Here is a 26,456-nt window from a genome sequence, read left to right as displayed (position 1 = left end):
GGCCGGTTGCCCGGAGCGCCGGCCCGGCCGGGAAGGCCGTTGGCCGCGGCCGGTGCGACCGGCGGCGGTGCGATCGGCGGCGGGGCCACCGGCTGGGTGGTCATCGGCTGCGGGCTGGCCGGGCCGTTGCCGATCGCGGCCGGCTCGGGACGGCCACGCCGCCCGAAGCGCGGGGTCTCGGTGGTGCTGCTCGGCACCGGCTGCAGCGGCGCCGGCTCGGAGGCCCGGCGGGCGGCCCGGCGACCGACGTTGGGGCTGCTGGTCTGCGGCATGGCCCGCGCGCTGAGCGTGCCCACCAGGGCCGAGCACGCGGCGTCGCAGGAGCGCACGGCGCCGATGGCCTGGCGCACCGCGTCGGCGGCGGCCGGAGCCAGGGACTTGTTGACGCCGCCCCGTCGGGGCGACTCGCTGATCGCCACGTGCAGGGCGGTGACGGCGGCGGTCACCTCGTCGTCGTGGCCGGCGCCGGCCCGGACGAGCTCGGTGGCGATCTCGCGGGCGGTCTGGTCGGGGTCGCCGCCGCGGCCGGTCAGCCGGCCGGGCTCGGGCACCGCGTCCAGGACGGCGAGTGCCAGGGGGTGCGCCGGGTCCGGGTAGGCCCGCAGGGCGGCGGGGTAGAGCTCGCGCAGGACCTCACGCAGGGCGACGGCGGCCGAGTTCCGGCCGTTCAGCATCGCGACGTGCGCGGCCAGGACCGGCTTGTAGCTGACCAGGTCACGCGGCGTGGGCAGGTTCACCGCGGCGATCGCGCCGGCCTGCAGGGCCCGGGCCAGGCCGACCGCACGCCGGGCGGCGGCCGGGGCCTGGATCTCCTCGGGGGAGTCGTCGTCGGAGAAGCGCTCGGCGAAGTCGTCCGCGTCGTCGTCGTCGACCACGACCAGCGGTCGGCCGGCCGCGGTCAGCAGCGAGGTGACGACGTGGTCGTCGCTGTCGGCGGCAACCGCCGCGTCGCCGAAACCGGTCGTCCGTTCCACGAGCAGCGATCCCAGCTGGGCGTAACCGGCGGGGTCGTCGCTGATCTCATGGACGCCGAGCAGCCGGCCTGCGTCATCCACCACGGCGATGGTCAGTGGTGCGGCCGAGGCCGAACGCACCGAATCATCAGCCGACGCCAGACCGCAGTACACGCGCACGAGCGCCACGGCGTCGTCCTCCTCCCCGGGACTGCTGCTTCTCTGTGACCAAAGACTGATGTTCCCTGGTAATCGGTCAGTCACGCCAGTCCACAGCTGCAGAGATCTTGCCGATCACCGAGCGCCAGCCCAGGCTCGCCTGTTGTGCCCCGATTTTCTTCAATCGGCGACGACCGAAGAAACCACCCATACCGCCACTTTCCGCGGAACGGAGGGACTCGTCCAGGTCGTCGAGTGGTGAGCCGGGCGACAGTGCCAGGATCACCGGCTTGATGCGGAGCGCGTACCCCAGGTCGCGGGCCACTTCACCGGCGGCGATGAGCAGCGGCAGATCCCACGTGTCATGTCCGCCACGCAGGTTCTCCACCACGAGGTCGAGCTCGTAGCGGTCGTCCGGCGACGGGTCGATGTCGCTCGACTGTACCCGCTCGACGACGGTGCCCCAGGTGTCCAATTGTGCGAGATCGTGCGGTGCACCCGAACGAAGGAAGGAGACCAGCGATTCGGCGCTCTTGAAGGCGAGCAGTCGGCCCTTGTGGCTGAGGAACATGGGTACTTCCTCGTCGCCTGCCTGGGCGGACGCCTCCTCCGGCTCGTCCTCGAAGTCTGCCGGGTCGGGCTCCCCGTCCACCTTCTCGGTGCCGGAGTCGCCCTCGGCGAGCAGGGCCTGGAACTCCTCGTCGACGATCACTTCCTCGTCGTCGTCCACGTCGCGCTTGCGGCTCTCGAACGGGTCGTCCTCGTCGACCTCGATCTCGGTCGGCGTCAGCTCGGAGGCCTTCCGGTATGCCCGCAGCGTCAGCCCGACACCGCCCGGCAGGGCGATCTCAACCGGCTGGATGCGGACGCTCTCCCAAAGCTCACGCCCGGAACCGCCCTCGGTCGAGGACTTCTCGGCCACCGGCACGGAGGCCTCGGGCTCGTCGGACTGGCTGGTCACGGTAGACCTCCGGGTGATCTGGGGGTGGCGGGACGGGTGACTCTGGGCACACACCCTAGTAGGCAACGCTGTGTGACAGAGTCCCCGTCCCCAGTGTCAGTAGCCCTTCGGGTGCCAGACCGTCTTCGTCTCCAGCAAGGCGGTCATCGGCCGCAGGCCCGGATCGGCGGTGAAGTCGATGCCGCCGGCCGGTGGCCGGAGCACCCGCTTCAGCGTTCCGGCGGCGGCCCGCTCCAGCTCGGCGGCCAGCTCGGGGTGCTCCACACCGGTCAGGTCCAGGGCGTTCACGTCGGCGTGCGAGGCGAGCCAGGGCGCGGTCTCCGCGTACCGGCCGGTGAGGATGTTCACCACGCCGCCGGGCACGTCGGAGGTGGCGAGCACCTCGGCCAGGGTGATCGCGATCTGCGGGTCGGCCGCGAGCACGACCACCGTGTTGCCGGTCACCACGGCCGGGGCGACGACGCTGACCAGGCCCAGCAGCGAGGGTGGGGCGACGACGGCGACGACGCCGGTGGGCTCGGGCGCCGAAATGTTGAAGAACGGCCCGGCCACCGGATTGGCGCCGCCGGCCACCTGGGCGATCTTGTCGGACCAGCCCGCGTACCAGACCCAGCGGTCCACCGCCGCGTCCACCTCGGTGGGCGCCACGCCCAGCGCGACGAACTCGGCGCGCCGGGCCTCCACCATCTCGGCCACCCGGTACAGCACCTGGCCCCGGTTGTAGGCCGTGGCGCCGGCCCATTTCGCGCTCGCGGCGCGGGCGGCCAGCACCGCGTCCCGGGCGTCCTTGCGGGAGGCGAGGGCCACGTTGTCGCCGTTCACCACCAAGGTCCGTCCTGACTCGCTGCGCGGGAACTTGCCGCCGATGAAGAGCTTGTAGGTCTTGCGAACGGTGAGCCGGGCCGGCGCCGCTTCCAAAACCTTCGATGACTTAGGCAAGGTACGCCTCCAGGCCGTGCCGGCCACCCTCCCGGCCGTAGCCGGACTCCTTGTAACCGCCGAACGGCGACGTCGGGTCGAACTTGTTGAACGTGTTGGCCCAGACCACGCCGGCGCGGAGCTGGTCGGCGACCGACAGGATCCGGGAGCCCTTCTCCGACCAGATGCCGGCGGACAGGCCGTACGGCGTGTTGTTGGCCTTTTCGATCGCCTCGGCGGGGGTACGGAAGGTCAGCACCGACAGGACCGGCCCGAAGATCTCCTCCCGGGCGATCCGGTGGGCCTGCGTCACCCCGGTGAAGATCGTCGGCGCGAACCAGAAGCCCCGCTCGGGCAGTTCGCACGCCGGCGACCAGCGTTCCGCGCCCTCGCTGGCCCCGATTTCCGACAATTCGGTAATGCGGGCCAGCTGCGCCGCGGAGTTGATCGCGCCGATGTCGGTGTTCTTGTCCAGCGGATCGCCGACCCGCAGTGTCGCCATCCGCCGTTTCAACGAGGCGAGCAGCTCCTCGGCGACGGACTCCTGCACCAGCAGTCGCGAGCCGGCGCAGCAGACGTGCCCCTGGTTGAAGAAGATGCCGTTCACGATGCCCTCGACCGCCTGGTCGATCGGCGCGTCGTCGAAGACGATGTTCGCCGCCTTGCCGCCCAGCTCGAGCGTCAGGCGCTTGCCGGTGCCGGCCACCGCGCGGGCGATCTCCCGGCCCACGTCGGTCGAGCCGGTGAAGGCCACCTTGTTCACGTCCGGGTGCTGCACCAGGTAGGCCCCGGTGTCGCCGGCGCCGGTCACGATGTTGACCACGCCGGGCGGCAGCTCGGCCTGACGGCAGACGTCGGCGAAGAAGAGCGCGGACAGCGGGGTGGTCTCGGCCGGTTTGAGCACCACGGTGTTGCCGGTGGCCAGCGCCGGCGCGATCTTCCAGGCCAGCATCAGCAGCGGGAAGTTCCACGGGATGACCTGACCAGCGACGCCGAGCGGGCGCGGATCCGGGCCGAACCCCGCGTACGCCAGCTTGTCGGCCCAGCCCGCGTAATAGAAGAAGTGTGCCGCGACCAGTGGCAGGTCGACGTCGCGCGACTCCTTGATCGGCTTGCCGTTGTCCAGCGACTCCAGCACCGCCAGCTCACGCGAGCGCTCCTGGATGATGCGGGCGATCCGGAACAGGTACTTGGCGCGCTCCGAGCCGGGCAGCGCGGACCAGGGGCCGAAAGCGCGGCGGGCGGCGGCGACCGCCCGGTCCACGTCCTCCGGGCCGGCGGCGGCGACCTCGGCGAGGACCTCCTCGGAGGCCGGGTTCACCGTCTTGAAGACGTTGCCGTCCTTGGCGGCCTCGAAGGAGCCGTCGATGAACAGCCCGTAGGACGAGGCGATCTCGACGACGGAGCGGGATTCTGGGGCGGGTGCGTACTCGAACATGACCCCTCACTCAGTCCAGGGTGAAATAGTCCGGACCGGCGTAGTGGCCGGTGGTGAGCTTGGTCCGCTGCATGAGCAGGTCGTTGAGCAGCGACGAGGCGCCGAACCGGAACCAGTCCGGGTGCAGCCAGTCGTCGCCGACCGTCTCGTTGATCATCACAAGGTATTTGACGGCGTCCTTGGTGGTCTTGATGCCACCGGCCGGCTTGACGCCGACCTGCCGGCCGTGGCGCTCCCGGAAGTCGCGGACCGCCTCGAGCATGACCAGGGTGATCGGCAGGGTGGCGTTGACCGCGACCTTGCCGGTGGAGGTCTTGATGAAGTCGGCGCCGGCCAGCATCGCCAGCCAGGACGCGCGGCGCACGTTGTCGTACGTCGCGAGCTCGCCGGTCTCCAGGATCACCTTGAGGTGGGCGCCGCCGCACGCCTCCTTGACCGCGACGATCTCGTCGAACACCCGGTGGTAGTCACCGGCCAGGAACGCGCCCCGGCTGATCACCATGTCGATCTCGTCGGCGCCGGCGGCGACCGCGGCGCGGGTGTCGGCGAGTTTCACCTCGAGCGGCGCCTGCCCGGACGGGAAGGCGGTGGCCACGCTGGCCAGGTGCACGTCCGAGCCGGCGAGCGCGGCCGCGGCTACCGGGACCATCGCCGGGTAGACGCAGATCGCGGCGACCGGCGGGCAGCTCGGGTCGGACGGGTCGGGCCGCCGGCCCTTGGCGCAGAGCGCGCGCACCTTGCCCGGCGTGTCGGCGCCCTCCAGGGTGGTCAGGTCCACCATCCGGATCGCCAGGTCGATCGCCTTGGCCTTGCTGCTCGTCTTCACCGAGCGGGTGGCGAGCGCGGCCGCTCTGGCCTCGACCCCCACCTTGTCGACACCGGGCAGCCCGTGCAGGAACGAACGGAGATCGGACAGCCCGGTGGCCGCTGTCACAGTCATGAAAGCGATTCTACGCAGGCCGCCGACTGTTGATCTTGATGGAACGGTAGGTTGAGCCCGTGGACGTCCTGGTTGTAGATCACCCGCTGGCCCAGACCCGCCTCACCGCGATGCGCCGAGCGGACACCGATTCCGGCGTCTTCCGCGCCGCCCTGCACGAGCTCACCACGATGGTGGTCTACGAGGCGGCCCGGCTCTTCGCCGTTGAGAAATACCCCATCGAGACCCCGGTCGCGCCGACCGAGGGCACCCGCCTGGCCAACCCGCCGCTGATCGTGCCGGTGCTGCGGGCCGGCCTCGGCATGGCCGACGCGGCGCTGGGCCTGCTGCCCGAGTCGTCGATGGGCTTCGTCGGCCTGGCCCGCGACGAGAAGACGTACGAGCCGCGCGCCTACATGGAGTCGCTGCCCGGCGACCTCTCCGGCCAGCCGGTCCTGGTCCTCGACCCGATGCTCGCCACCGGCGGCTCGCTGCTGCACTGCTGCCGGCTGCTCGCCGACCGGGGCTGCACCGACATCATCATCTGCTGCGTGCTGGCCGCGCCCGAGGGTGTCGAGCGGCTCTCCGCCTCCGACCTGCCGCTGCGCCTGGTCACCGCCTCGATCGACGAGGGCCTCAACGACAAGGCCTACATCGTGCCCGGTCTCGGCGACGCGGGTGACCGCCAGTTCGGCGGCATGCGCCGCTTCTGAGCCTCAGACGTAGGACCAGCCGGTGGCCCGCCCGCCGGCGAAGGGCATGACGCCGTGGAAGGGCCGCGGCTCGGCGGCGAAGACGAGCGGCAGGAAGTGCCGGTCCGACTCCCACATCGGGAGTCGCCCGCCCAGCAGGTCGGTCTTCTCCACCCAGTGCAGCGACCCTTCCGGATTTCCGCTCAGCGGGGTGCCCGACCAGTCGGGAATCCGGAACAGGAAGCCGAACCAGTTCTCACCGTTTCGGCCGAACCCGGGCCAGGAGATCGTGCCGGCCAGGTCGAGGCGGTGGCACTGCAGCCCGGCCTCCTCGGCGATCTCCCGGCGCATGCCGGTGACCACGTCCTCGTCCGGCTGCAATTTGCCGCCGAGCCCGTTGTAGTAGCCAAAATGGAGATCGTCGGGCCGGGTGTCCCGCCGGATCATCAGAACCTGATTGCCGTCCGGCGAAAGGACATAACCGAGGGTAGCGAGGATGGCCTGCACAAGAGCCCACCCTAGGTCCGATGCAGAATAGGGGTGCGGTATACGGTGGCCGATCAACCTGGCGAAAATGCTGTACCATCGCGTCCGCCGCCGTCGATGCGCGGCTACCGCCATGCTGCGGCGCTTCCGTGTGCGTGGTTGCGGGGAGTGACCATCTCCCTACGCACTTCTAACTCTCTCGCTCAGGAGGAACGCCCATGACGGGCTCCCAGCCTGCCATCCCACCCGCTCGCCCCGTGATCGGTGAAGACGAGATCGAGGCAGCGGTCCGTGTCCTGCGTAGCGGCATGGTGGTTCAGGGCCCGGAGGTCGCCGCCTTCGAACGCGAGTTCAGTGAGCTGGTCGAGGGCCGTCACTGCGTCGCGGTGAACTCCGGCACCTCCGCGCTCCAGCTCTCGCTGCTCGCTCTGGACTTCAAGCCGGGCGACGAGGTGATCGTCCCGTCGTTCTCGTTCGCCGCGACCGCCAACGCGGTGCGGCTGGCCGGCGGTGTCCCGGTCTTCGCGGACATCGAGGCGGACACGTTCAACCTGGACCCCGACGCGGTCGCCGCGGCGATCACGCCGCGCACCGTCGCGATCATGCCGGTGCACCTGTACGGCCACCCGGCCGCGATGGACCGCATCATGCCGATCGCCGAGGCGCACGGGCTCACCGTGGTCGAGGACGCCGCACAGGCCCACGCCGCGGCGCTGAACGGCAAGCCGGTCGGCAGCTTCGGCATCGCCGGCTGCTTCAGCTTCTACCCCACGAAGAACATGCACTCGCTCGAGGGCGGCATGATCACCACCGGGGACGCCGAGTTCGCCCGCAAGCTGCGTCTGCTGCGCAACCAGGGCATGGAGCAGCGGTACCAGAACGAGATCGTCGGCGCCAACATGCGGCTCACCGACGTCGCCGCCGCGATCGGCCGGGTGCAGCTCGGCAAGCTCGCCGGCTGGACCGAGCGCCGCCAGGCCAACGCCGCATACCTCAACGAGCGCCTCACCGGCGTGGTCGTGCCGCCGGTCGCGGAGGGTGCCAAGCACGTCTACCACCAGTACACGATCCGGGTCTCGGGTGACCGGGACGCGTTCCAGGCCGCGCTCGCCGAGCGGGGCATCGGCAGCGCGCCGTACTATCCGACGCCGATCCACCGGCTGCGGCCCTACCTCACCGAGGACGGCACGCCCGGTCCGTGGAAGCTGCCGGAGACCGAGCGGGCCACCGCCGAGGTGCTCTCCCTGCCGATCTTCCCGAGCCTGACCACCGAGGAACTCGACCGCATCGCTGAGGCCGTGAACGCCGTGGCGGTGGCCGGATGACCGCCGTGCTGCGAGCCGGACTGATCGGCCTGGGGGCGATGGGCCGCAACCACGCCCGCGTCCTGGGCCTGCTCGACGGCGTCGAGCTGGTCGGTGTGATGGACCCGGCGCCCGGTGTCTCCGGGCCGTTCGGGGTGCCGGTCGTGCCGGACGTCGAGCAGCTGCTCGCGCTCAAGCTCGACTACGCGGTGGTCGCCTGCCCGACCGCGCTGCACGAGGAGATCGGCCTGCGCCTGGCCGAGGCCGGCGTGCACACGCTGATCGAGAAGCCGCTCGCGCCCTCGATCGAGGCCGCGCAGCGTCTGGTGACCGCTTTCGAGAGCCGCGGCCTGGTCGGCGCGGTCGGTCACATCGAGCGTTACAACCCGGCACTGCAGAGCCTGCGGACCCGCCTGGAGGCGGGCGAGCTCGGCGACATCTACCAGATCGTCACCCGGCGCCAGGGCCCGTTCCCGGGCCGGATCGCCGACGTCGGCGTGGTGATGGACCTGGCCACCCACGACATCGACCTGACCGCCTGGGTGAGCGGCCGCGAGTACACCAACATCTCGGCGCGGACCATCTCGCGCAGCGGCCGCCCGCACGAGGACATGGTCTCCGCGGTCGCCGCCCTGCAGGACGACGTGATGGCCAACCACCTGGTGAACTGGCTGAGCCCGTTCAAGGAGCGGTCCACGGTCATCACCGGTGCCCGGGGCAGCTTCGTCGCCGACACCCTCACCGCCGACCTGACCTTCTACGCCAACGGCGCGACCAGCACCGAGTGGGAGGCGCTGCGCGCGTTCCGCGGTGTCGCCGAGGGCGACATGATCCGGTACGCCATCCCGAAGCGGGAGCCGCTGCTCGTCGAGCACGAGCGGTTCCGCGATGCGGTGGAGGGCAAGGAGAGCGACATCGTCACACTGAAGCAGGGTCTGCGTACGGTCCAGGTGGCCGCCGCCGTCCTGCGGTCCGCTCAAGACGGCGTGACCGTCGACATCTCTCAGTGACGAAGCCGCCGCAGGGCGCAGGAAGGTCCGAACGATGACAACGGAGGAGCGCGCTCCGCGCCTCCTGGTGATCGTCGCCAACGGCATCACGGGGGACTCCCGGGTGCAGAAGACCGCGATCGCGGCCGCTCGGGCAGGGTGGGACGTCACCCTGCTCGGCGGCGGTGGTCGGCGCGGCCGCCGCCAGACGACCATGATGGGCGAGGTCAAGGTCATCCGCCTGCCCATCACCGCCGACTACGCCCGTACCAGCAAGGGCAACCGGATCCGGCGGATGGTCGTGCAGACCGCGATCCGCAACCAGGAGGGTCTGGTCGGCGTCAACGCCGCGTACCAGGCCTGGTTGCGGCAGGCCACCGCCCGGATCGGCCGGATGCGGACCAGCGAGGGCCCGGCCGCGGTGGTGCTGAAGCCGGCCAGCAAGGCGCTCGGCGCCGCGGTCAAGGGCCGCCGGCTGCTGCACCGCCTGCGGGTCAAGGCCTTCAAGTGGGAGGAACGGCAGGTCGGCCGTCCGACCGGTTCCTGGCAGCGGGACCTGCCGTCGCTGGTCGACCTGGACCTGGTGTTCGGTCCGGTGATCGAGAAGCTGAAGCCCGACTTCATCCACGCCAACGACGTCACCACCATCCACACGGTGGCGCTGAGCGTGGCGCGGATGCGCGCGCGGGGGCAGAAGGTCGCCTGGCTCTACGACGCCCACGAGTACATCGCGGGCATCGACTGGCCGAAGCCGAACGAGGACCGGGCCTACAAGACCGTCGAGCGGGAGTTCGTCGGTCAGGCCGACGCCGTGGTCACCGTGTCGCCGGAGATCGCCAAGATGCTCCAGGAGAACTTCAAGCTCCCGGAGACCCCGCTCGTGGTCCGGAACGCGCCGATCCGCGAGGCGGTCGGCAAGACCTTCCCGAAGCCGTCGGTCCGCGCGGCCTGCGGCGTCGCCGAGGGCGTTCCGCTGATGGTCTACTCCGGCTGGCTGGCGCCGGCACGCGGGCTGGGTACGGCCGTCAACGCCCTGCCCCTGCTGCCCGGCGTGCACCTGGCGATCGTGGCCGGCCGGGCCAGCGCCGAGCAGGACGCCCTGAAGGCCCGTGCCGCCGAACTCGGCGTCGAGGACCGGGTGCACGTGGTGCCGTACGTGCCGCAGTACGCGGTGCCGGACTACCTCTCCACGGCCGACCTGGGCCTGATCTGCCTGCGGCGGATCAAGAGTCACGAGATCTCGCTGCCCACCAAGCTGGCCGAGTACCTGCACGCCGGCCTGCCGGTGATCGTCAGCGACCTGCCGGTCCAGGTCGAGTTCGTGAACCGCACCCGCGTCGGCGAGCTGTTCGTCGTCGACGACTCGGACAGCTTCGCCGAGGCGGTCAAGCGGGCCCTGGAGCACAAGGCGGAGCTGGTCGCGAACATCAGCGACGAGCTGCTCGAGGAGCTCTCCTGGGAGCACCAGGCCGAAGGGCTGATCGAGCTCTACCAGCGGCTCGCCCCGCGCTCGCCGAAGACGGCCCGCCCGGACATCCCGTGGGACGTCGACGAGAACGTGTCAACGCCGGCGGCGCCGGCGGTGCTGGAGACGGCACCCGGCCCGCTGCCGACGTGGCGCCCGTTCGACGCGGCCTCGAAGATCCGGCTGGGTCTGGGGCCGGCGAACTACGCGGGTCAGCTCGCGACCTTCGCGCAGGCCATCTGCCGTGACAACCCCGATGTCACGGCCGAGGTGGTGATGCGGCGCGCCGCGGACTCGTACATCTTCCCGGCTGACGTCTATGTGGAGCGTGACCGGCAGGGTGAGCTCGAGGTGCAGACCGAGCAGCTGCACCGGGTGGTCGGGCGGTACACCCACCTGATCGTCGACGCGTTCCTGCCGGTCTTCGGTTACCTCAACGGCGACACGATCGAGGGCGACCTGCCGGCGCTGCGCCGGGCCGGGATCAAGACGGCGCTGCTGGCACACGGCAGCGAGATCCGGCACCCACTGCGGCACCGGGAGCGGTACCCGTTCTCGCTGTTCCACGACGCTCCGGACGGCATCGTGCCGCGCTTCGCGGCGCGGGCCGAGCGCAACCGCCGGATCGCCGAGGAGAGCGGCCTGCCGCTCTTCGTCACCACCCCGGACCTGCTCGACGACCTGCCGACGGCCACCTGGTCGCCGCTGGTGGTCGACGTGGACGCGTGGGCCAGCGACGAGCCGGTGATGGAGCGGTCGCGGCCGAAGGTCCTGCACGGGCCGTCGCAGCGGTGGACCAAGGGCACCGACCGGATCCTGCCGGTGCTGACCGAGCTGCACGACAAGGGCGCGATCGAGCTGGTGCTGGCCGAGCGGGTGCCGTGGGAGACCATGCGCGAGATGGTCCGCAGCTGCGACATCGTGGTGGACCAGTTCGCGGTGGGCAGCTACGGCACGTTCGCGGTGGAGGCGATGGCCGCCGGCCGTCCGGTGGTCGGTTACCTCGACGAACGGGTGCACAAGGCCGCCGGCGTGCGGCCGCCGATCGTCAACGTCACGCCGGACCGGATCGGCGAGGCGCTCGAGTCGCTGCTGGACGACCGGGCCCGCACGGTGGAGATCGCCAAGGAGTCGGTGGCGTTCGCCCAGGAGTACCACGACGGGCGCCGTACAGCTCAGGTGTTTGCGAAGTTCCTGCGGTCCTGAGACGGACCGGAAAAGAGATGGTGGCTGCGCCCGTCGGGCGCAGCCACCATTGTCATTTGCGCTTGATCAGCGAGCGCAGCTTCGCCTCGAACGGCAGCAGCACGTTCTCGCGGGTGTACTGCTGGGCGTGCTTGAGCGCCGCCGCCTCGGTCTCCGGGGTGAGGTCCTCGGCGGCCTTGCCGGCCTCGATCATGGACTGTGCGATGTCCTCCGGGTCCAGGCTGTTGGCGTTGAACCAGAGGGGATAGTCGGCGAGCACCTCGGCCGCGGCGATGCCCGGCGCGTGCACCGAGACGATCGGGCGGCCGTTCGCCATGTACTCGAAGATCTTGCCGGAGGTGACGTACTTCGCGCCGCCGGCGAGGAAGACCAGGATGTCGCTCTCGGCGTAGGCGTGCGCGACGTCCGTCTTGGACACGGGCCCGCGGTAGTACATCCGGGTCTCGTCGTCACCGCCGGCCTGGTTGTCCTCGCCGATGTTCAGCTGCTGGGCGAGTGCGATGTGCCCGCCCTTGAAGAAGCCCAGGTGGCCGTAGATGTTGAACTCGGCGTCGGCGAGCAGCGGGTGGGTCCGGGCGATCTTCCACGCCTCGACCATCTCGCGGACCGGCTGCGCGCCGGTCACCGTGCCCACATAGGAGTAGCGCAGCGGACGGTGCGCGTCGCGCGGCTCCAGGCCCGGGTGCTCGGCGTCCTCGAGCACGTCCGGGTCCCACCCGTTCGGCACGATCATCATCTTGTCGGCCTGCTTCGGGTAGCGGTCGGCGTGCCAGCCGCGAAGCGCCTCGTTGACGAAGACCGCCGCCGACGCCTTCTCCAGCACCCGGCGCTCCCAGCCCCAGGCCGCGTGGCCCTTGGGGAAGGCCGGGCGCTCCTTGAACAGGTCGAGGGTCCAGGCGTCGCGGTAGTCGACCACGAACGGCACGCCGGTCAGCTTGTTGATCAGGTACGCCGACGCGAACGAGGCGAACGGGTTGCCGGTGGCGACCACGATGTCGAACGGGTTGCGGGCGTGCTCCTTGAGCGCCTCCACGACCGCCGCCAGGCCCCACGAGTTGTAGTGCTCGGGGAACGGCTTCAGGCTCAGGTCGTAGAACGTCTTCGCCAGGATCGGGAACTGCCGGCGGAAGCGGCTGAACTTGCGGATGTCGTGGTCCCAGATGAACTGGTTCAGCCACGGCCGCTTGACCTTGATCCGCGGATCGATGGTCTCCAGCAGCTTCTCGTCGACGGAGCCGACAGCCTCGTAGAAGAAGCGCAGGGGCGCGGCGAAGACGGTGACGTCCCAGCCGTGCGCCGTCAGGTAGTTGGCGGTGGCGCGGGCACGGTAGACACCGCTGGCCCGCGACGGCGGGAAGTAGAACGCGAGGTACAGCACCCGGGGCGGGCGTGTGCCATCCGACCTGCTCATCGATCTCCTATGCCGTAAGCCACTCGAGGTAGCTCGTTGCCGCCGTACGTGTGCAGTAGTGAGACGGCGACCGGCATCGATGCAGGGTCGTTCACCACCACCAGATCCAGTTTGCCCACCGCTGTCACGTGCTGCCGGATGAGATGGGCGGGCCGGGTCTCGGCACCCCGCCGGGCCAGCGGCAGGAAGACCTTCCGGTGCAGTTTGTCGGCCACCCGGCGACGGTACGCCCGCCAGGCCCGATCGGCGCGCCCCTTCAGGGCACGGCGCGGCAGACGGTAGAGAACCAGCTGCTCCCAGCGCAGCCAGCCGGGGCGCGGCTCCAGGTCGGCCTGGGCCACCAGGCGTACGCCCGGCGCGGGCTTGTCGTTGCGCCAGGCAGCGGGGTCGCTGACCAGGATCGTCGCGGTTCCCCCGTCCGCGGCCACGGTCGCGGCGTCGTCCAGCGCGGCGCGGCGCCGGGTCGCGCCCAGAGCCAGGATGAGTACGTTGCGGTCAGCCATCGGAGCCCTCCCGGGCGAACCACGCGCCGTGGTGGGCCTCGGCCACCGCCGGGTAGCCGTAACGGCCGGCCAGCTGCTCGCGGACCGGCCGCAGGTCGAGTCCGGCGGCGAGCCGGTCCCGCAGCCGCTGATAGCCCGCGACCAGGGCGTCGCTGGACTCCTCGACGTCCACCATCTCGCCGGCGGCGTCCTCGATCCCGGCGAGGATCTCCTCCGGTCCGCCGCACTTGGTGACCAGCAGGGCCATCCCGGCCGCCACGGCCTCCACCACGACCATGCCGAACGTCTCGAAGCGGCTCGGGTGAACGAGCAGATCGTGCTCGCGCATCAGCCGCAGCGCCTCCTCCGGCGGCTGCATGCCGGTGAACCGCACCGCGTCCGCGACACCGAGGTCGGCGGCCTGCTTGACCAGGGCGCGGCGCAGGTCGCCGTCACCGACCAGGGTCAGGGTGAGCTCGGGGTCGTCGGCCCGGCACCGGGCGAACGCCTCCACCAGCCACTGCACGCCCTTGCGCTCGGTCAGGTTGCCGACGAAGAGCCAGCGGCGCAGCTCACGCACCGGCTCGGCGCGTTCCGCGGCGAACGAGATCGGGTTGGGCACGTAACCGATGCGGTCCTGGTGCTGGGGGAAGGCCTTCACGAGCGGATCGCGGACCGGGTCGCCGACGGCGAAGAAGCCGGCGCAGTGCTGCAGCAGCTCGTCGTACATCGCGCGGGCCTCGGGCTGCTCCAGCACGCGGTCCAGGAAGGTGGCGTGCTCGGTGACGAAGATGCGGGCGCCCGGGCGGGAGTTCTTGAGGGCCGCCCAGCCGCCGGGCAGGCCGACGTGGGCGTGCACGACCGGGGCGTCCAGCGGCTCGTTGCCGAGCGCGGAGCGCAGCACCACCTCGTGCCGTTTCGCGATGGCCGCGTAGCTCAGGCCCACCGAGAGCGGCACGGGCACCGTGATGAGCCGCGCGCCGCCCGCGGTCGGGGTGGGCCGCGGCGGGCGGTGGGTGTAGCCGAGCAGCGTCTCGTAGGCCGACTCGACCGCGGCGCTCTCCGCCGCGGGCAGCCGGTGCCCCCACTCGGCGCAGTGGTAGACGGTCATGTCGGTCCCCGGCGCCGTGGCCTCCACCATGGCCTGCACGAAGGCGCCGGCGAACGGGTGATGACTGTTCGGGTACCAGGGGGTTACGACCGCCACCTGGGGCGAAGAGATATTCGTCACGGTCGTTTCAGCTCTGCTGCAGGACCTCGACCACGCGCTGCGCGGCACGGCCGTCACCGTACGGCTCGCCGCGGTCCGCGGCCGGAGCGGTACGGGTGGCCGCGCTCGCCCAGTCCGCGCCGAGCGTCCACGGGTTCGGGATCAGCCGGTTCCAGTCGCCGTCGAGGGTCTCCACCCACTCGGTCTCCGGGCGCAGCGTAGTGCAGGGGCGGGCCAGCAGGTAGGCCTCCTTCTGCAGGCCACCGGAATCGGTGACGACGCCGGCCGAGCCGAGCACGGCGGCGACCATCCCGGCGTACGGCAGCGGCCGCCCGGAGTGCAGCGCACCCTGGTTGAGCTTCAGGCCGTAGCTCTCGGCCCGGGCGACCAGGCGCGGGTGGGCCAGCAGGGCCACCGGGACCGGCAGCGCCGCGAGCGACTCGAGGAGCGCGCTGAGCCGCTCCGGGTCGTCGGTGTTCTCCGCCCGGTGCAGCGTGGCGAGCAGGTACGGCGCGGTCGGGTCGATGCCCTCGGGCAGCTCCGGCCGGGGGTGCTCGCCGGAGGTCACCGCGTCGCGGATGCGCAGGCACACGTCGACCATCACGTCGCCGACCAGCCGCGAGCGCTCGGCCAGCCCCTCGGCGGCGAGGTGCCGCATGGCCTCCTCGGTGGGGGCCAGCAGCAGGTCCGCGGCGTGGTCGGTGAGCACGCGGTTGTGCTCCTCCGGCATCCGGCGGTTGAACGAGCGCAGGCCGGCCTCCAGGTGGGCGACCCGGAAGTGCTGCTTGACGGCCGCGACCGTGCCGGCCAGCGTCGAGTTGGTGTCGCCGTAGACCAGGACCCAGTCCGGCTGCTCCCGCTCGAGCACCGGGTCCATCGCGCCGAGCACCGCGCCGGTCTGCACGCCGTGGCTGCCCGAGCCGACGCCGAGGTGCACGTCCGGGTCGGGGATGCCGAGGCCGGAGAAGAACACGTCGGAGAGGTCGGCGTCGTAGTGCTGGCCGGTGTGCACGATGACGTGCTCGTGTTCGGTCGCGGCGAATGCGGCGGCGATCGGCGCGAGTTTCACCAACTGCGGGCGAGCGCCCACCACACTGAGGACCTTCACGGCTGCTCCTAGCGATGATTGGTTGCGAGCCGCGGCACACGATACGTGAGCAAGGTTGCGCTCTTTCGGCCGCATCACTTCGCCGGACGTCGTGGTGCTTCCCGGCCCCCACGGTCCAATTGCACGGCAGCATACTCTGGTGATGTTCAACCGCGAGAAGGAGTCCTGTTGAGTTCCCCAGGTCCCACCGTCGTCTACGTGTCGCTCGGTACGCGACGGGTTTCTGCGGCACAACGTCACTCGGCGGACCTCGCCGCCGCGGGTGAGCGGGTTCTTCTGGTCGTCGCCGAGGCGGCCGACCTGGAGCCGGTGGCGGGTGTGACCGTGCACCGGCTCGGTGCGGGACCACTCGACGTGCTGCTCCGTGCCGCTCGCCGGTTGCTGCTGCGCTCCAGCGGCCCGCTGGCCGGGGCACGGCTGTTCATCGCCGGTGACGTGGAGGCGACGCCGATCGCCGACGCCGTCCGCCGGCGTTTCCGTGAGGTGGAGGTCCGGCTGGAGCCGTCCGCCGACCCCGACCGTCGCCCGGCGCCGGCCGATCTGGCCGTGCTGACGCCGTGGTACCCGTCGCCCAACGACCCGTTCGCCGGCGCCTTCGTCGAGGCCACCACGGCGACGGTGGCGGACGGCAAGTGGCAGATCTCCATCCTGCAGAACGAGAACTGGTTCTATCCGGCCGGCGACTCCACCGGCAACCTGCTGCGGGTCACCGCGCGCCGGGAGATGCAGCGTGCCGGCGGCGTGGTCGTGACCGACACGCCGATCGGCGAGCTGACCCGGGTGGTCACCCCTCAGACCACCCGGGCCGACTACGCCGCCCGGACCCGCGCCCAGATCGCCCGGCTGCGGGCGGCGCTGCCCAGCGGCCGCATCGAGGCCCCGCTGATCCACGCGCACACCGGGCACTACGCCGGTGTGGTGGCGACCGCGCTGGCCCGCGAGGACGCCAAGATCGTGGTGACCGAGCACGTGACCTTCCTGGCGAAGGTGCTGGCGCAGCCCGGCTCCCGCCGGCAGTACGGCGAGATGGTCAAGCGGGCCGACCGGATCCTCTGCGTCGGCCGCGCGCTCCTCGACCAGCTCTCCGCCGCCTACCCGGCGTATGTGGACAAGTTCCAGGTCGTGCCGAACCCGGTGGACTTCGACCGCTTCGAGTTCCGTGCCGAGGCGCCGGCCGAGCCGCTGCGCCTGCTCTACGCCGGCCGGATGCTGAAGCACAAGGGCGTGCACACGCTCCTGGAGGCGTTCGCCGAGATCGCCCGGGAGGAGCCGCGGGCCACCCTCACGCTGGTCGGCAACGGCCCGCTGGAGGAGGAGCTGACCGCCCGCATCGCCGAGCTCGGCCTGGGCGAGCGGGTGACCCAGCGGCCGCCGGTGCCGCCGGAGGAGGTCAGCGCGCTGATGCGCGAGCACGACCTGCTGGTGCACCCGTCGGTCCGGGAGACCTTCGGGCTGACCGTCGTCGAGGCGGTCGCCTCGGGCACCCCGGTGCTGGTGGCGGCGAGCGAGGGCCCGGCCGAGACGCTGGCCGACCTGGACGGGGTGGCGGGCGCGCTGTTCCCGGTCACCCAGGAGCCGGCCGACATCGTCGAGGCGTACCGGGCGTTGCGGGCCCGGTGGAGCGAGCTGGACCTGGCCGCCGCCCGTGACGTGCTGGCCGGGCGTTACAGCCGGGAGGCGGTCGGCGAGCGGCTGCGTGCCGTCTACGCCGAGGTGCTGGCCGAGGAGCGGGTCATCGAGACGCCGGCGGCGCCGGCCGCCGAGCCGGAGAAGTTCCCGGCGCCCGAGCCGGGCGCCGAGCGGATCGCGGTGGTCGCCATCGAGCCGCCCGGCAACCGCAACACCCGCAACTTCATCAAGGCGGCCCGGGCCCAGGGGTACGGCGTCGACCTGATCGCGGTCGAGCCGAAGCGCTGGCCGTGGTATGCCGACGACGAGGGTGTCCGGGTCTACGGCGTGGGCGGGCGTGAGGACCGCCGGTTCGGCCGGCGCCTGGAGCGGGTCCTGGTGAACACCCTGCCCCGGCGCGTGATCGGCTTCCTGCGCTCGCGGGCCAGCCGGATGGCGTCGCCGACCCCGGAAGCGGTCGCGATGAGGGTCGCGAATCGACACCGATCGTTTGCCAAGAGTTTCGAAAGGCGCATGTACCAGCCCTGGTACCGCGTCGTTCGGCCCCGTATCCTCGGGCGCATCGCTCGGCGGGAGGTCCTGCCGAAACTGGATCAGAAACGGATCCGGCAGGTTGTCGTGCACGGCCCGCTCGGCACCACCATCGGGTGGGAGCTGGCCAAACGCCTTCCTGACGCGCCGGTCACGACCGATCTGACCCCGCCGGGGGAGCGCGCCAAGGTCCGTTGACGACGTTGGGGCCCTCACCGACTTCGGTGGGGGCCCGCACTCGCGCCACCGCCCGGCCCGGCGGCGATGCGAACTCCTCCAACTCTTCAGCGAACGGAATCGACATGATGCGAGGGTGGCAGTGACAGCCGCACACCCCGACGTGACCGTTGTGGTCGCGGTCTACAACACGATGCCGTACCTGCGGGAATGCCTGGCGTCCCTGGTCGGGCAGACGATCGGCGTGGACCGGCTCGAGGTCATCGCGGTCGACGACGGTTCGACCGACGAGAGCGGCGCGGAGCTCGACAGCTGGGCCGAGCGTTACCCGGACACCATCAAGGTGCTGCATCAGGCGAACTCGGGCGGGCCGGCGATGCCCAGCAACCGGGCGCTGGAGCTGGCCACCGGGCGCTACGTGTTCTTCATCGGCGCCGACGACCACCTCGGCGCCGAGGCGCTGAAGCGGCTGGTCACCACCGCCGACCGGCTGGACGCCGACATCGTGCTGGGCCGGATGGTCGGCGCCGGCGGGCGGTACGTGAACCAGGCCGTCTACAAGCCCGGCAACCGGGACTCGATCACCCTGGCCGACTCCGATCTGTGCTGGGCGCTCTCCAACACCAAGCTGTTCCGCCGGTCGCTGCTGGAGGAGAACGGCATCCGGTACCCGGAGCAGATGAGCTCCTACAGCGACCAGCCGTTCACGCTGCGCGCGGTGGTGGCCGCCCGGCGGATCGCGGTCCGGGCCGACTACGAGTTCTACTACGCGGTGCGCCGGGACGACCAGAGCAACATCACGTACCGCACCTCGGTGCTGCGGTTCCTGCAGGACGCCGAGGTGGTGATGGACACCGTCGCCGACGTGGTGACCGACCCGGTCAGCCGCGCGCGGGTGCTGCGCCGCAACTTCACCTGGGAGGTCTACAAGCTGGTCAGCGACCGGTATGTGGCGGCCGGCCCGGAGGAGCGGCGCCAGGTGCAGGAGGGTGTGCGCAAGCTCTCCGACACCTACCTGACCGAGGAGATCCGGGCCAGCCTGGACGTGCACCGCCGGGTGCCCATCTCGATCGCCCAGCACGGCACGCTCGAGGATCTGAACACCGTGGCGGAGTACGCCAAGGAGTACGGCCTGGGCCCGCTGCTGGTCGAGGGCGAGCACATCTACACGGCGCTGCCCGGTTTCCGGAACCCGGACGCCGACTACCCCGACGCCTGGTTCGAGGTGCCGGTGGAGGCCGCGTCGGCCAAGGCGCAGCGCTGGCCGGCCACGGTCACCTGGCGTACCGGCAACGCGCAGACCGCCGCCCTGCACGTGGAGTGGTCCAGCCGGTTGTCGGCGCTGGGCGACGGCGCGTCGGCCTGGGTCGGCAACGTCGAGGCGAAGCGGCTGGAGGCGGTGCCGCGGCAGGACGGCGGCCTGACGATCCGGGCCGAGTTCGCGCTGGCCGACCTCGCGACCGGGCTGGGCTGGAAGGCGAAGCGGCTGAAATTCCGGCATTCCGCCGCAGACGACGCGATCGTTCATGACGTGACCGCCGCCAAGCCGGCCGTCCTCTCGGTCCGCTACCGCCGCGGTCTACGCTTCTACAAAATCGCGGTTCGGATCAACGAGAAGTCTCGGTTGAGCGTTGTGATCAACCCATTCCAACCGCGTAAGCTTGCCGGCCGTCTGGTTCGCAAGCTCCGGCCCTAGTCAAGGGTTACGCCAAGGAGGAAATACCCCCGCATGAAGATCTGTGTCGTGGCCCTGGGCAAGATCGGCCTCCCGCTCGCGGTCCAGTTCGCCAGCAAGGGCCACACGGTGATCGGCGCTGACGTGTCCGAGTCGACCGTGCGCACCGTCAACGAGGGCCTGGTGCCGTTCCCCGGCGAGACCGACCTCGACGTCAAGCTGAAGCAGGCGGTCGGCGCCGGGCTGCTCACCGCCACCACCGACACCGCGGCCGCGGTCGCCGAGTCGGAGGCGGTCGTCGTGGTGGTCCCGCTCTTCGTGGACGCCGACGGCAAGCCCGACTTCGGCTGGATGGAGTCGGCGACCAAGGACATCGCCCGCGGCCTGCGCCCCGGCACCCTGGTCAGCTACGAGACCACCCTGCCGGTCGGCACCACCCGCGAGCGCTGGGCGCCGCTGCTGCAGGAGGGCTCCGGCCTGGTCGCCGGGCAGGACTTCGACCTGGTGTTCAGCCCGGAGCGGGTGCTCACCGGCCGGGTCTTCGCCGACCTGCGCAAGTACCCGAAGCTGGTCGGCGGCGTCAACGAGGCCTCGGCCAAGCGCGGCGTCGAGTTCTACGAGGCGGTGCTCGACTTCGACGAGCGCCCCGACCTGGACCGGCCGAACGGCGTCTGGGACCTGGGCAGCGCCGAGGCGGCCGAGCTGGCGAAGCTCGCCGAGACCACCTACCGCGACGTCAACATCGGGCTGGCCAACCAGTTCGCCCGGTTCGCGGACACCCTCGACATCGACGTGAACGTCGTGATCGACGCCTGCAACACCCAGCCCTACAGCCACATCCACCGGCCCGGCATCGCGGTCGGTGGGCACTGCATCCCGGTCTACCCGCGGCTCTACCTCTGGAACGACCCGGCCGCCACGGTGGTCCGGGCCGCCCGGGAGGCCAACGCGGGGATGCCGTCGTACGCGGTGGACCTGCTCTCCGCGGCCGTCGGTGACCTGACCGGCGTGGGTGTGCTGGTGCTCGGCGCGGCGTACCGGGGCGGGGTCAAGGAGACGGCCTTCTCCGGCGTCTTCCCGACCGTCGAGGAGCTGCGCCGGCGCGGTGCCACGCCGTACGTCTCGGACCCGATGTACAGCGGGGCCGAGCTGACCGCCCTGGGCCTGCCGGTCTGGGACGGCGAGCCGGTCCGCGCGGCGATCGTGCAGGCCGACCACGCCGAGTACCGCGCGCTGACCCCGGCCGACCTGCCGGGCGTCGAGGTGATCGTGGACGGGCGCCGGGTGACCGACCCGGAGCGCCTGCCGGGCGTTCGCCGCGTCGTCATCGGCGGCTGATCCGACCGCAACGCTGAGGCCCCCGGGGAAACCCGGGGGCCTCGCTGCTTCTCAGGGACGCCGCTCGGGGTCCCGGCTGACGATCTCGCCCTTCTCGTCCACCCAGCCCTTCGGGCGGGCCGGGTTGCCGGCGACCAGCTGGTACGGCTGCACGTCCTTGGTCACGACCGAGCCGGCCGCGATCATCGCGTGCTCGCCGACCTCGATGCCGCAGACCAGCGTGGCGTTGGCCCCGATCGAGGCGCCGCGCCGGATCAGGGTCGGCGTGATCGTCCAGTCCGGGTTCTGGGCGCGCGGGCGCAGGTCGTTGGTGAAGACCACGCACGGGCCGACGAAGACCTCGTCCTCGATGGTGACGCCCTGGTAGACCGAGACGTTGTTCTGAATCTTGACGCCGCTGCCGACCACCGCGTTCGCGTCGAGGTAGACGTTGCGCCCGATGACACAGTCCGATCCGACCACGGCGCTGGACCGGACGTGCGCGAGATGCCAGATCTTCGTACCGGCACCGATCCGGGCGCCGTCCTCCACGTCGGCCGAGGGGTGCACGAACGGCGGCCGTTCGTCGGCCGCGTGCTGCTGGGTTTCGGAATTCATGCAGGTAGTGTCGCTGGTCGCCGACACGGAGTCGCAATCGGATCGCCATCTCGTGCTGACCGGTCACGATGTGCCCGGTGCTACCCTTGGCGCCTCCTCGACGTTGTTCACACGGATGGTCTCCGCCCACAAAATGCCGAACTTCCTTAGCGTCATCGTGCCTGCGTGGAACGTGCAGGGCTATCTGACCGAATGTCTGGATTCCGTGCTGCGGCAGCAGCGGACCACCGACGTGGAGCTGGTGGCCGTCGACGACGCGTCGCCGGATCACGGCGGCGAGCTGATCGACGAGCGGGCGGCGCAGGACCAGCGGCTGGTCGCGCTCCACCTGGAGGCCAACGGCGGGCCGGGCGCGGCGCGCAACGCCGGTCTGGAGCGCGCCACCGGCGACTACGTGTGGTTCGTCGACGGCGACGACCGGATCGTCCCCGACGCGCTCGCGGTGATCGAGGCACGGCTCGCCGAGGAGAAACCCGACGTCCTGGTGGTCGGCCTGGCCCGGGAGCGGTGGAACCGCAAGGTGTCGCGCTGGCTCACCCCCGCCGGCACCCGGACCGGCGCCGAGGCGCTGACCGCGGCGCCGCCGCCGCTGGGCGCGCTGGTGATCCGCCGCCAGTTCCTGATCGACGCCGGGATCCGGTTCGAGCGCGGGCTCTACGAGGACGTCGCCTTCGCGTACGCGGTGCTGGCCGCCACCGACAACATCGCGACGCTGGAGCCGGCCTGTTACGTGCGCCGGCTGGACCGGGCGGGATCGCTGCGCTCCGGCCGCTCGACCCGGCACGCGGACGCGGTGACGCAGTACGACCGGGCGCTCAGCCTGCCCGCCGTGGCCGGTGCCGACCCCAGGGTGCGCCGCCGTGCGCTGAACCGCGCGGTCACCGACCTGCTCGCCATCGTGGACAACCGTTCCCTGCTGCCGGACAAGGCCCGGCGCGGGACCTTCCGCAAGGTCTCCGAGCTGCTCCGCAAGCACGAGACGGGTGCGGCGCCCCGGCCCGGTGGCCCGGCCGGCCTGCGGCTGAGGCTGGTCGCCGGCGACTCGTACGCGATCTATCGGGTCCTGCGTGCCGGCCGCAAGCTGACCGGCGGCCTGGTCCGCCGGCCGCGCCGGGCGCTCCGGAAGGGCCTGGTGACGCTGCGCAAGGCGGCGCTGCGGGGTTACTACCACTGGGAGCTGCGGCGCCCGGTCGACGAGAACCTCGCGGTGTACGCGGCGTACTGGTACCGCGGCTACTCCTGCAACCCGGCCGCCATCTACGAGAAGGCCCGGGAGCTCGCCCCGCAGGTCCGTGGCGTCTGGGTGGTCAAGCCGGGCGCCCGGTCCGTGCCGGCGGGCGTGCCGACGGTCGCACCCGGCACCCGGGCCTACTACCGGACCCTCGCCCGGGCGAAGTACATGATCAACAACGCGACCTTCCCGCCCTACGTGGTGAAGCGGCGCGAGCAGATCCAGGTGCAGACCCACCACGGCACGCCGCTCAAGACCATGGGGCTCGACCAGCCGCGGTTCCCCGCCTCGCTGAAGAACTTCAACGTCGAGCGGATGCGCCGCAACCTCGCCAAGTGGGACTTCAGCGTCACCGCCAACCGGCACACCACCCTGCTCTGGGACCGGCAGTTCCCGATCAAGGGGGAGACGCTGGAGACCGGTTACCCGCGCAACGACCGGCTCGCCCTGGCCGGGCCGGACGAGGTCGCCGCGGCCCGCGCCGAGCTCGGCATCGAGCCCGGCGAGCAGGTGGTGCTCTACGCGCCGACGCACCGGGAGTGGCACGCCACGTTCGAGCCGACGCTGGACGTGGACGCCCTCGCCGAGGCGCTCGGCCCGAACGCGCGGATCCTGCTGCGTGGCCACTACTTCTACGACTCGCTGGGTTTCCCGCCGCGGCACCCGCGGGTGCTCGACGTCTCCACGCACCCGTCGGTGGAGACGCTGGCGATCGCGTCCGACGCGCTGATCACCGACTTCTCGTCGGTGATGTTCGACTACGCGGTCCTGGACCGGCCGTTGATCATCTTCGCGCCGGACTGGGAGACCTACAAGGCGGTCCGCGGTGTCTCCTTCGACCTGGAGGCCGAGCACCCGGGCACCTTCGTGCGCACCTTCGAGGAGCTGGTCGACGCGTTCCGCAGCGGTGCGATCGACGACGACACGGCCCGGCAGGCGCGGGCCCGATTCCGGCAGCGGTTCTGTTCGCTGGAGGACGGGCGCGCCGCGGAGCGGGTGGTCCGGCGGGTCTTCCTGAACGAGAAGACGGCCACGCATGGCTGAGCTGGTGCGCGGGCTGGTCAGTGTGATCGTCCCGGTCTACAACGTGGAGGCGTTCCTGCGGGACTGCCTGGACTCGTTGCGGGCGCAGACGTACGCCGACCTGCAAGTGATCATGGTGGACGACGGCTCCACCGACGGCTCGGTGGCGATCGCCGAGGAGTTCGTCGCGGCGGACCCGCGGTTCCGGCTGATCCGCCAGGCCAACGCCGGCCTCAGCGCGGCCCGCAACGCCGGGATGCCCGCCGCGACCGGTGAGTTCCTGGCCTTCGTGGACAGTGACGACCTGCTCGCCGCGCACGCCTACGAACTGCTGGTGGGCGCGCTCGCCGATGGCGCCGACTTCGCCACCGGCGGGGTGCTGCGGCTCAACTCGCGGGGCACGCACAAGGGTTCCCCGCACAAGCACGCCATCATCAAGACCGACCTGGCGGCGCACGTCTCCCGGATGGACAGTCTGCTCGCCGACCGGACGATCTGGAACAAGCTGTTCCGCCGCGACTTCTACGACCGGCACGGGTTCGAGTTCCCGGTCGGCCGGCTCTTCGAGGACGCGCCGGTCACCGTTCCCGCGCACGCGCTGGCGAGCCGGGTCGCGGTGGTGGCCGAGCCGATCTACTTCTGGCGGCAGCGTGAGGGCGCGGTGCTGTCGATCACCCAGACCGGCAAGGACCTGCGCAACATCGTCGACCGGTTCCACTCGATCGACCTGGCCGCACAGACCCTGGCCGCCGCCGGGCAGGACGAGCTGCGCCGGCGCTTCCTGGAGCTGTCGATCGAGGACCAGCTCAGCAACTACTTCAAGTTCCTGCCCTCGGCCTCGCCGGAGTTCCAGGCGAAGTTCATGGAGCTGGCGCGGGCCTACCTCGGGCAGGTCGACAGCGCGGTGGTGGACCGGTTGCCGGTCAAGATCCGCCGGCACTGGAGGCTGATCCGGGACGGCCGGACCGAGGACCTGCTGGAGCTCATCGACCACGGGTTCCGCCTGCGCACGGCCAAGGTGGTCAAGCTCGCCGGTTTGGAAGCGGCCGTGCGTTCGGTCCGCTGGCAGGACGGCAAACTGTTGCTGACCGGCGCGGTCCGGTCGCCGGCCGATCCGGGCAGCCGGGTGGGCCGCCTGAAGCTGTTCTGGGCCTCCGGGCCGGCCGGGACGCGGCGGGTCCCGCTCTGGGCGCGACCGCACCCGGACGGCTTCCAGCTCACCGTCCGGCCCGAGTCGCTGCGCTCCGGCAAGGACTGGCCGAAGGGATCCTGGGCGATCACGGCCGCGCTGACCCACGGGTTCAACCTCCGGCGGACCGCGCTGCGGGTGCCGGCCGGCTGGTCCGAGCCGATGCCGCGCCGCAGTCTGGCCCCGGGCGTGTGGATGCTGCCGGCCCTGGCCCGCAACACCCTGCGGATCTCGGTGGTCAAGGCGGACGGCTGGCTCACCGAGAGCCGGCGGGAGGGCGACGACCTGGTCCTGGTGGGCCGGCTGCGCCGCCCGAAGGACGCCGTACAGATTCGCCTGTCGCGCTCCGCCGTCGTCGCGTGCACCGTGGACGCCGAGGTCACCGCCGAGGGATTCACCGCGCGGATCCCGCTGGACCGGATCGCCTTGGACGTCCGCGACGACAACCACGCCGCCGGCCACTACGCCCAGCGTTTCGCCGTGGAGCTGGTGGCCGGCCGGCCGTCGCGACTGATCGCCGGTGACGGATACCGGGCGTCGCGCACCGCGCACGGCACCGACGAGGTCTACACCGCGACCTCGGCCAGCGGGGCGGTCTCGATCTGCACCCGCCCGCAGGGCCCGGTGGTCACCGGGCTGCGGTGGCGGCCCGACGGCGTCCTGGTGATCAGCGGCGAGAGCGCGGTCCCGGCCGAGGGTGAGCTGCTGCTGCGCCTGCGCGGCCGGCGCAAGGACCTCGGCCTGCCGCTGCGCACCGAGGACGGCCGCTGGGAGGTGGCCGTCGACCCGGCGGCCGTGCCGACGCTCGCCGGCCGGCTGCCGCTGGTCGGTGGCCTCTGGGACCTGACCTTCCGGTCCGCCGGGCGCCACCACGACACGATCATCGGGCTGGACGCCGCAGGCGAGGCGGCCGACAGCCTGCCGCTGGACGGCCCGGAGATCGACGGGGTGCGCGGCCGGGTGCGCTGGGGCGTGAACGAGCGCCCGGTGCTCGAACTGACCGTCCCGGAGACCGGTCCGGAGGAGCACGCCCGGCTGCTCGCCCGGCACTTCCCGCCGGCCGGCCGGGCCGCCCTGCGCGATGTGGTGCTGCTCGACGCCGCGCCGGGCCGGCGGTTCTTCGACGACCCGGCGGCCGTGCTCGCCGAGCTGACCTCCCGCCCGGACGCCCCGCCGGTGCTGTGGACCCTGGACCGCGGCCAGCCGCTGCCGGAGCACGCCGAACCGGTCGCCCTCGGCACCGACGCCTGGTATGCGGCGCTCGCCACCAGCCGCTGGGTGGTCACGAACGACAACCTGCCGCTCTGGTTCCGGCCGGCGCCGGGCCAGGTGGTGCTGCGCCTCGCCGGCGGCTGGCCGGTCGCC

At 71.5% G+C, this 26,456-nt stretch carries 19 protein-coding genes and 1 pseudogene; 9 read left to right on the top strand and 11 right to left on the bottom strand.

Translation table 11 applies throughout. The features are described 5' to 3' along the window. From AB0F81_RS39430 to deoC, 5 genes and pseudogenes are all read right to left on the bottom strand, one after another. Positions 1 to 1,193, bottom strand: a pseudogene (locus AB0F81_RS39430) (transposase); the annotation flags it as partial. Positions 1,194 to 1,209: 16 nt separating this feature from the next. After that, the gene (locus AB0F81_RS39425; protein ID WP_360206460.1) at positions 1,210 to 2,073 is read right to left on the bottom strand and encodes a DNA primase; all 864 of its coding nucleotides are present in this window, start codon (positions 2,071 to 2,073) and stop codon (positions 1,210 to 1,212) included. 96 nt (positions 2,074 to 2,169) lie between these two features. Then, complete coding sequence (locus tag AB0F81_RS39420; RefSeq protein WP_360206457.1) at positions 2,170 to 3,012, bottom strand: aldehyde dehydrogenase family protein; 843 nt, start codon at positions 3,010 to 3,012, stop codon at positions 2,170 to 2,172. After that, the gene (locus AB0F81_RS39415; RefSeq protein WP_360206454.1) at positions 3,005 to 4,429 is read right to left on the bottom strand and encodes an aldehyde dehydrogenase family protein; all 1,425 of its coding nucleotides are present in this window, start codon (positions 4,427 to 4,429) and stop codon (positions 3,005 to 3,007) included. The genes AB0F81_RS39420 and AB0F81_RS39415 overlap by 8 nt, the downstream gene beginning before the upstream one ends. 10 nt (positions 4,430 to 4,439) lie before the next feature. Further along, the gene (gene deoC, locus AB0F81_RS39410; protein ID WP_360206451.1) at positions 4,440 to 5,369 is read right to left on the bottom strand and encodes a deoxyribose-phosphate aldolase; all 930 of its coding nucleotides are present in this window, start codon (positions 5,367 to 5,369) and stop codon (positions 4,440 to 4,442) included. A 59-nt stretch (positions 5,370 to 5,428) separates the two neighbouring features. Here deoC and upp point away from each other — a divergent pair, with 59 nt between their 5' ends. After that, complete coding sequence (gene upp / locus AB0F81_RS39405) at positions 5,429 to 6,061, top strand: uracil phosphoribosyltransferase (protein WP_360206448.1); 633 nt, start codon at positions 5,429 to 5,431, stop codon at positions 6,059 to 6,061. A gap of 3 nt (positions 6,062 to 6,064) precedes the next feature. Here upp and AB0F81_RS39400 read toward each other — a convergent pair whose 3' ends face one another. Next, complete coding sequence (locus AB0F81_RS39400) at positions 6,065 to 6,547, bottom strand: 8-oxo-dGTP diphosphatase (RefSeq protein ID WP_360206445.1); 483 nt, start codon at positions 6,545 to 6,547, stop codon at positions 6,065 to 6,067. Positions 6,548 to 6,744: 197 nt separating this feature from the next. Here AB0F81_RS39400 and AB0F81_RS39395 point away from each other — a divergent pair, with 197 nt between their 5' ends. The 3 genes from AB0F81_RS39395 to AB0F81_RS39385 are packed head-to-tail and all read left to right on the top strand — an operon-like array spanning position 6,745 to position 11,490. Continuing rightward, positions 6,745 to 7,851 (top strand): DegT/DnrJ/EryC1/StrS family aminotransferase, encoded by a 1,107-nt coding sequence (locus tag AB0F81_RS39395; RefSeq protein WP_360206442.1) that lies wholly within the window; start codon positions 6,745 to 6,747, stop codon positions 7,849 to 7,851. Further along, the gene (locus AB0F81_RS39390; RefSeq protein ID WP_360206439.1) at positions 7,848 to 8,840 is read left to right on the top strand and encodes a Gfo/Idh/MocA family oxidoreductase; all 993 of its coding nucleotides are present in this window, start codon (positions 7,848 to 7,850) and stop codon (positions 8,838 to 8,840) included. Before AB0F81_RS39395 ends, AB0F81_RS39390 begins: the two co-directional genes overlap by 4 nt. A 34-nt stretch (positions 8,841 to 8,874) precedes the next feature. After that, positions 8,875 to 11,490, top strand: coding sequence for a glycosyltransferase (locus AB0F81_RS39385; RefSeq protein WP_360206437.1), 2,616 nt, complete (start codon positions 8,875 to 8,877; stop codon positions 11,488 to 11,490). A 52-nt stretch (positions 11,491 to 11,542) separates the two neighbouring features. Here AB0F81_RS39385 and AB0F81_RS39380 read toward each other — a convergent pair whose 3' ends face one another. Genes AB0F81_RS39380 through wecB form a run of 4 tightly spaced genes read right to left on the bottom strand, consistent with a single transcriptional unit; the run spans position 11,543 to position 15,701 of the window. After that, on the bottom strand, positions 11,543 to 12,901 hold the full coding sequence (locus AB0F81_RS39380; RefSeq protein ID WP_360206434.1) for a glycosyltransferase: 1,359 nt from the start codon (positions 12,899 to 12,901) through the stop codon (positions 11,543 to 11,545). Continuing rightward, positions 12,898 to 13,404: a hypothetical protein gene (locus AB0F81_RS39375; RefSeq protein ID WP_360206431.1), complete on the bottom strand. Its 507-nt coding sequence runs from the start codon at positions 13,402 to 13,404 to the stop codon at positions 12,898 to 12,900. The genes AB0F81_RS39380 and AB0F81_RS39375 overlap by 4 nt, the downstream gene beginning before the upstream one ends. Then, positions 13,397 to 14,614: a glycosyltransferase gene (locus AB0F81_RS39370; protein WP_360206428.1), complete on the bottom strand. Its 1,218-nt coding sequence runs from the start codon at positions 14,612 to 14,614 to the stop codon at positions 13,397 to 13,399. Before AB0F81_RS39370 ends, AB0F81_RS39375 begins: the two co-directional genes overlap by 8 nt. A gap of 7 nt (positions 14,615 to 14,621) precedes the next feature. Further along, positions 14,622 to 15,701 (bottom strand): UDP-N-acetylglucosamine 2-epimerase (non-hydrolyzing), encoded by a 1,080-nt coding sequence (gene wecB, locus AB0F81_RS39365; RefSeq protein ID WP_360206425.1) that lies wholly within the window; start codon positions 15,699 to 15,701, stop codon positions 14,622 to 14,624. Positions 15,702 to 15,869: 168 nt separating this feature from the next. On the opposite strand from wecB, the gene AB0F81_RS39360 reads away from it, so the two are divergent. The 3 genes from AB0F81_RS39360 to AB0F81_RS39350 all read left to right on the top strand — a co-directional run bounded on the left by AB0F81_RS39360 (position 15,870) and on the right by AB0F81_RS39350 (position 21,051). Further along, complete coding sequence (locus tag AB0F81_RS39360; RefSeq protein WP_360206423.1) at positions 15,870 to 18,059, top strand: glycosyltransferase; 2,190 nt, start codon at positions 15,870 to 15,872, stop codon at positions 18,057 to 18,059. A gap of 115 nt (positions 18,060 to 18,174) precedes the next feature. Continuing rightward, complete coding sequence (locus AB0F81_RS39355) at positions 18,175 to 19,734, top strand: glycosyltransferase (RefSeq protein ID WP_360206419.1); 1,560 nt, start codon at positions 18,175 to 18,177, stop codon at positions 19,732 to 19,734. A 33-nt stretch (positions 19,735 to 19,767) separates the two neighbouring features. Beyond that, positions 19,768 to 21,051: a nucleotide sugar dehydrogenase gene (locus AB0F81_RS39350; protein ID WP_360206417.1), complete on the top strand. Its 1,284-nt coding sequence runs from the start codon at positions 19,768 to 19,770 to the stop codon at positions 21,049 to 21,051. A gap of 51 nt (positions 21,052 to 21,102) precedes the next feature. Here AB0F81_RS39350 and AB0F81_RS39345 read toward each other — a convergent pair whose 3' ends face one another. After that, entirely contained in the window at positions 21,103 to 21,648 is a 546-nt protein-coding gene (locus tag AB0F81_RS39345; RefSeq protein ID WP_360206414.1) for an acyltransferase, read from the bottom strand. A gap of 133 nt (positions 21,649 to 21,781) precedes the next feature. On the opposite strand from AB0F81_RS39345, the gene AB0F81_RS39340 reads away from it, so the two are divergent. Beyond that, a complete protein-coding gene (locus AB0F81_RS39340) occupies positions 21,782 to 23,923 on the top strand; it encodes a bifunctional glycosyltransferase family 2 protein/CDP-glycerol:glycerophosphate glycerophosphotransferase (protein WP_360206411.1) in 2,142 nt (713 codons plus the stop codon). After that, positions 23,916 to 26,456 (top strand): glycosyltransferase (locus AB0F81_RS39335; RefSeq protein WP_360206408.1); only part of this gene is annotated, 2,541 nt, incomplete at its 3' end. The genes AB0F81_RS39340 and AB0F81_RS39335, both read left to right, overlap by 8 nt.

The organism is Actinoplanes sp. NPDC024001, from assembly GCF_040638955.1.
Classification (GTDB): Bacteria; Actinomycetota; Actinomycetes; order Mycobacteriales; family Micromonosporaceae; genus Actinoplanes.
Note: the sequence above shows the minus strand (reverse complement) of the source record. Positions and strands in the feature narration are given on the sequence as shown.

Excerpts from the sequence above, each read along its gene's own strand:
- AB0F81_RS39375 (WP_360206431.1), bottom strand. The coding sequence starts at position 13,404 with ATGGCTGACCGCAACGTACTCATCCTGGCTCTGGGCGCGACCCGGCGC.
- AB0F81_RS39385 (WP_360206437.1), top strand. The coding sequence starts at position 8,875 with ATGACAACGGAGGAGCGCGCTCCGCGCCTCCTGGTGATCGTCGCCAAC.
- deoC (WP_360206451.1), bottom strand. The coding sequence starts at position 5,369 with ATGACTGTGACAGCGGCCACCGGGCTGTCCGATCTCCGTTCGTTCCTG.
- AB0F81_RS39390 (WP_360206439.1), top strand. The coding sequence starts at position 7,848 with ATGACCGCCGTGCTGCGAGCCGGACTGATCGGCCTGGGGGCGATGGGC.
- AB0F81_RS39345 (WP_360206414.1), bottom strand. The coding sequence starts at position 21,648 with ATGAATTCCGAAACCCAGCAGCACGCGGCCGACGAACGGCCGCCGTTC.
- AB0F81_RS39395 (WP_360206442.1), top strand. The coding sequence starts at position 6,745 with ATGACGGGCTCCCAGCCTGCCATCCCACCCGCTCGCCCCGTGATCGGT.
- AB0F81_RS39350 (WP_360206417.1), top strand. The coding sequence starts at position 19,768 with ATGAAGATCTGTGTCGTGGCCCTGGGCAAGATCGGCCTCCCGCTCGCG.
- AB0F81_RS39380 (WP_360206434.1), bottom strand. The coding sequence starts at position 12,901 with ATGAGCAGGTCGGATGGCACACGCCCGCCCCGGGTGCTGTACCTCGCG.
- AB0F81_RS39340 (WP_360206411.1), top strand. The coding sequence starts at position 21,782 with ATGCCGAACTTCCTTAGCGTCATCGTGCCTGCGTGGAACGTGCAGGGC.
- AB0F81_RS39415 (WP_360206454.1), bottom strand. The coding sequence starts at position 4,429 with ATGTTCGAGTACGCACCCGCCCCAGAATCCCGCTCCGTCGTCGAGATC.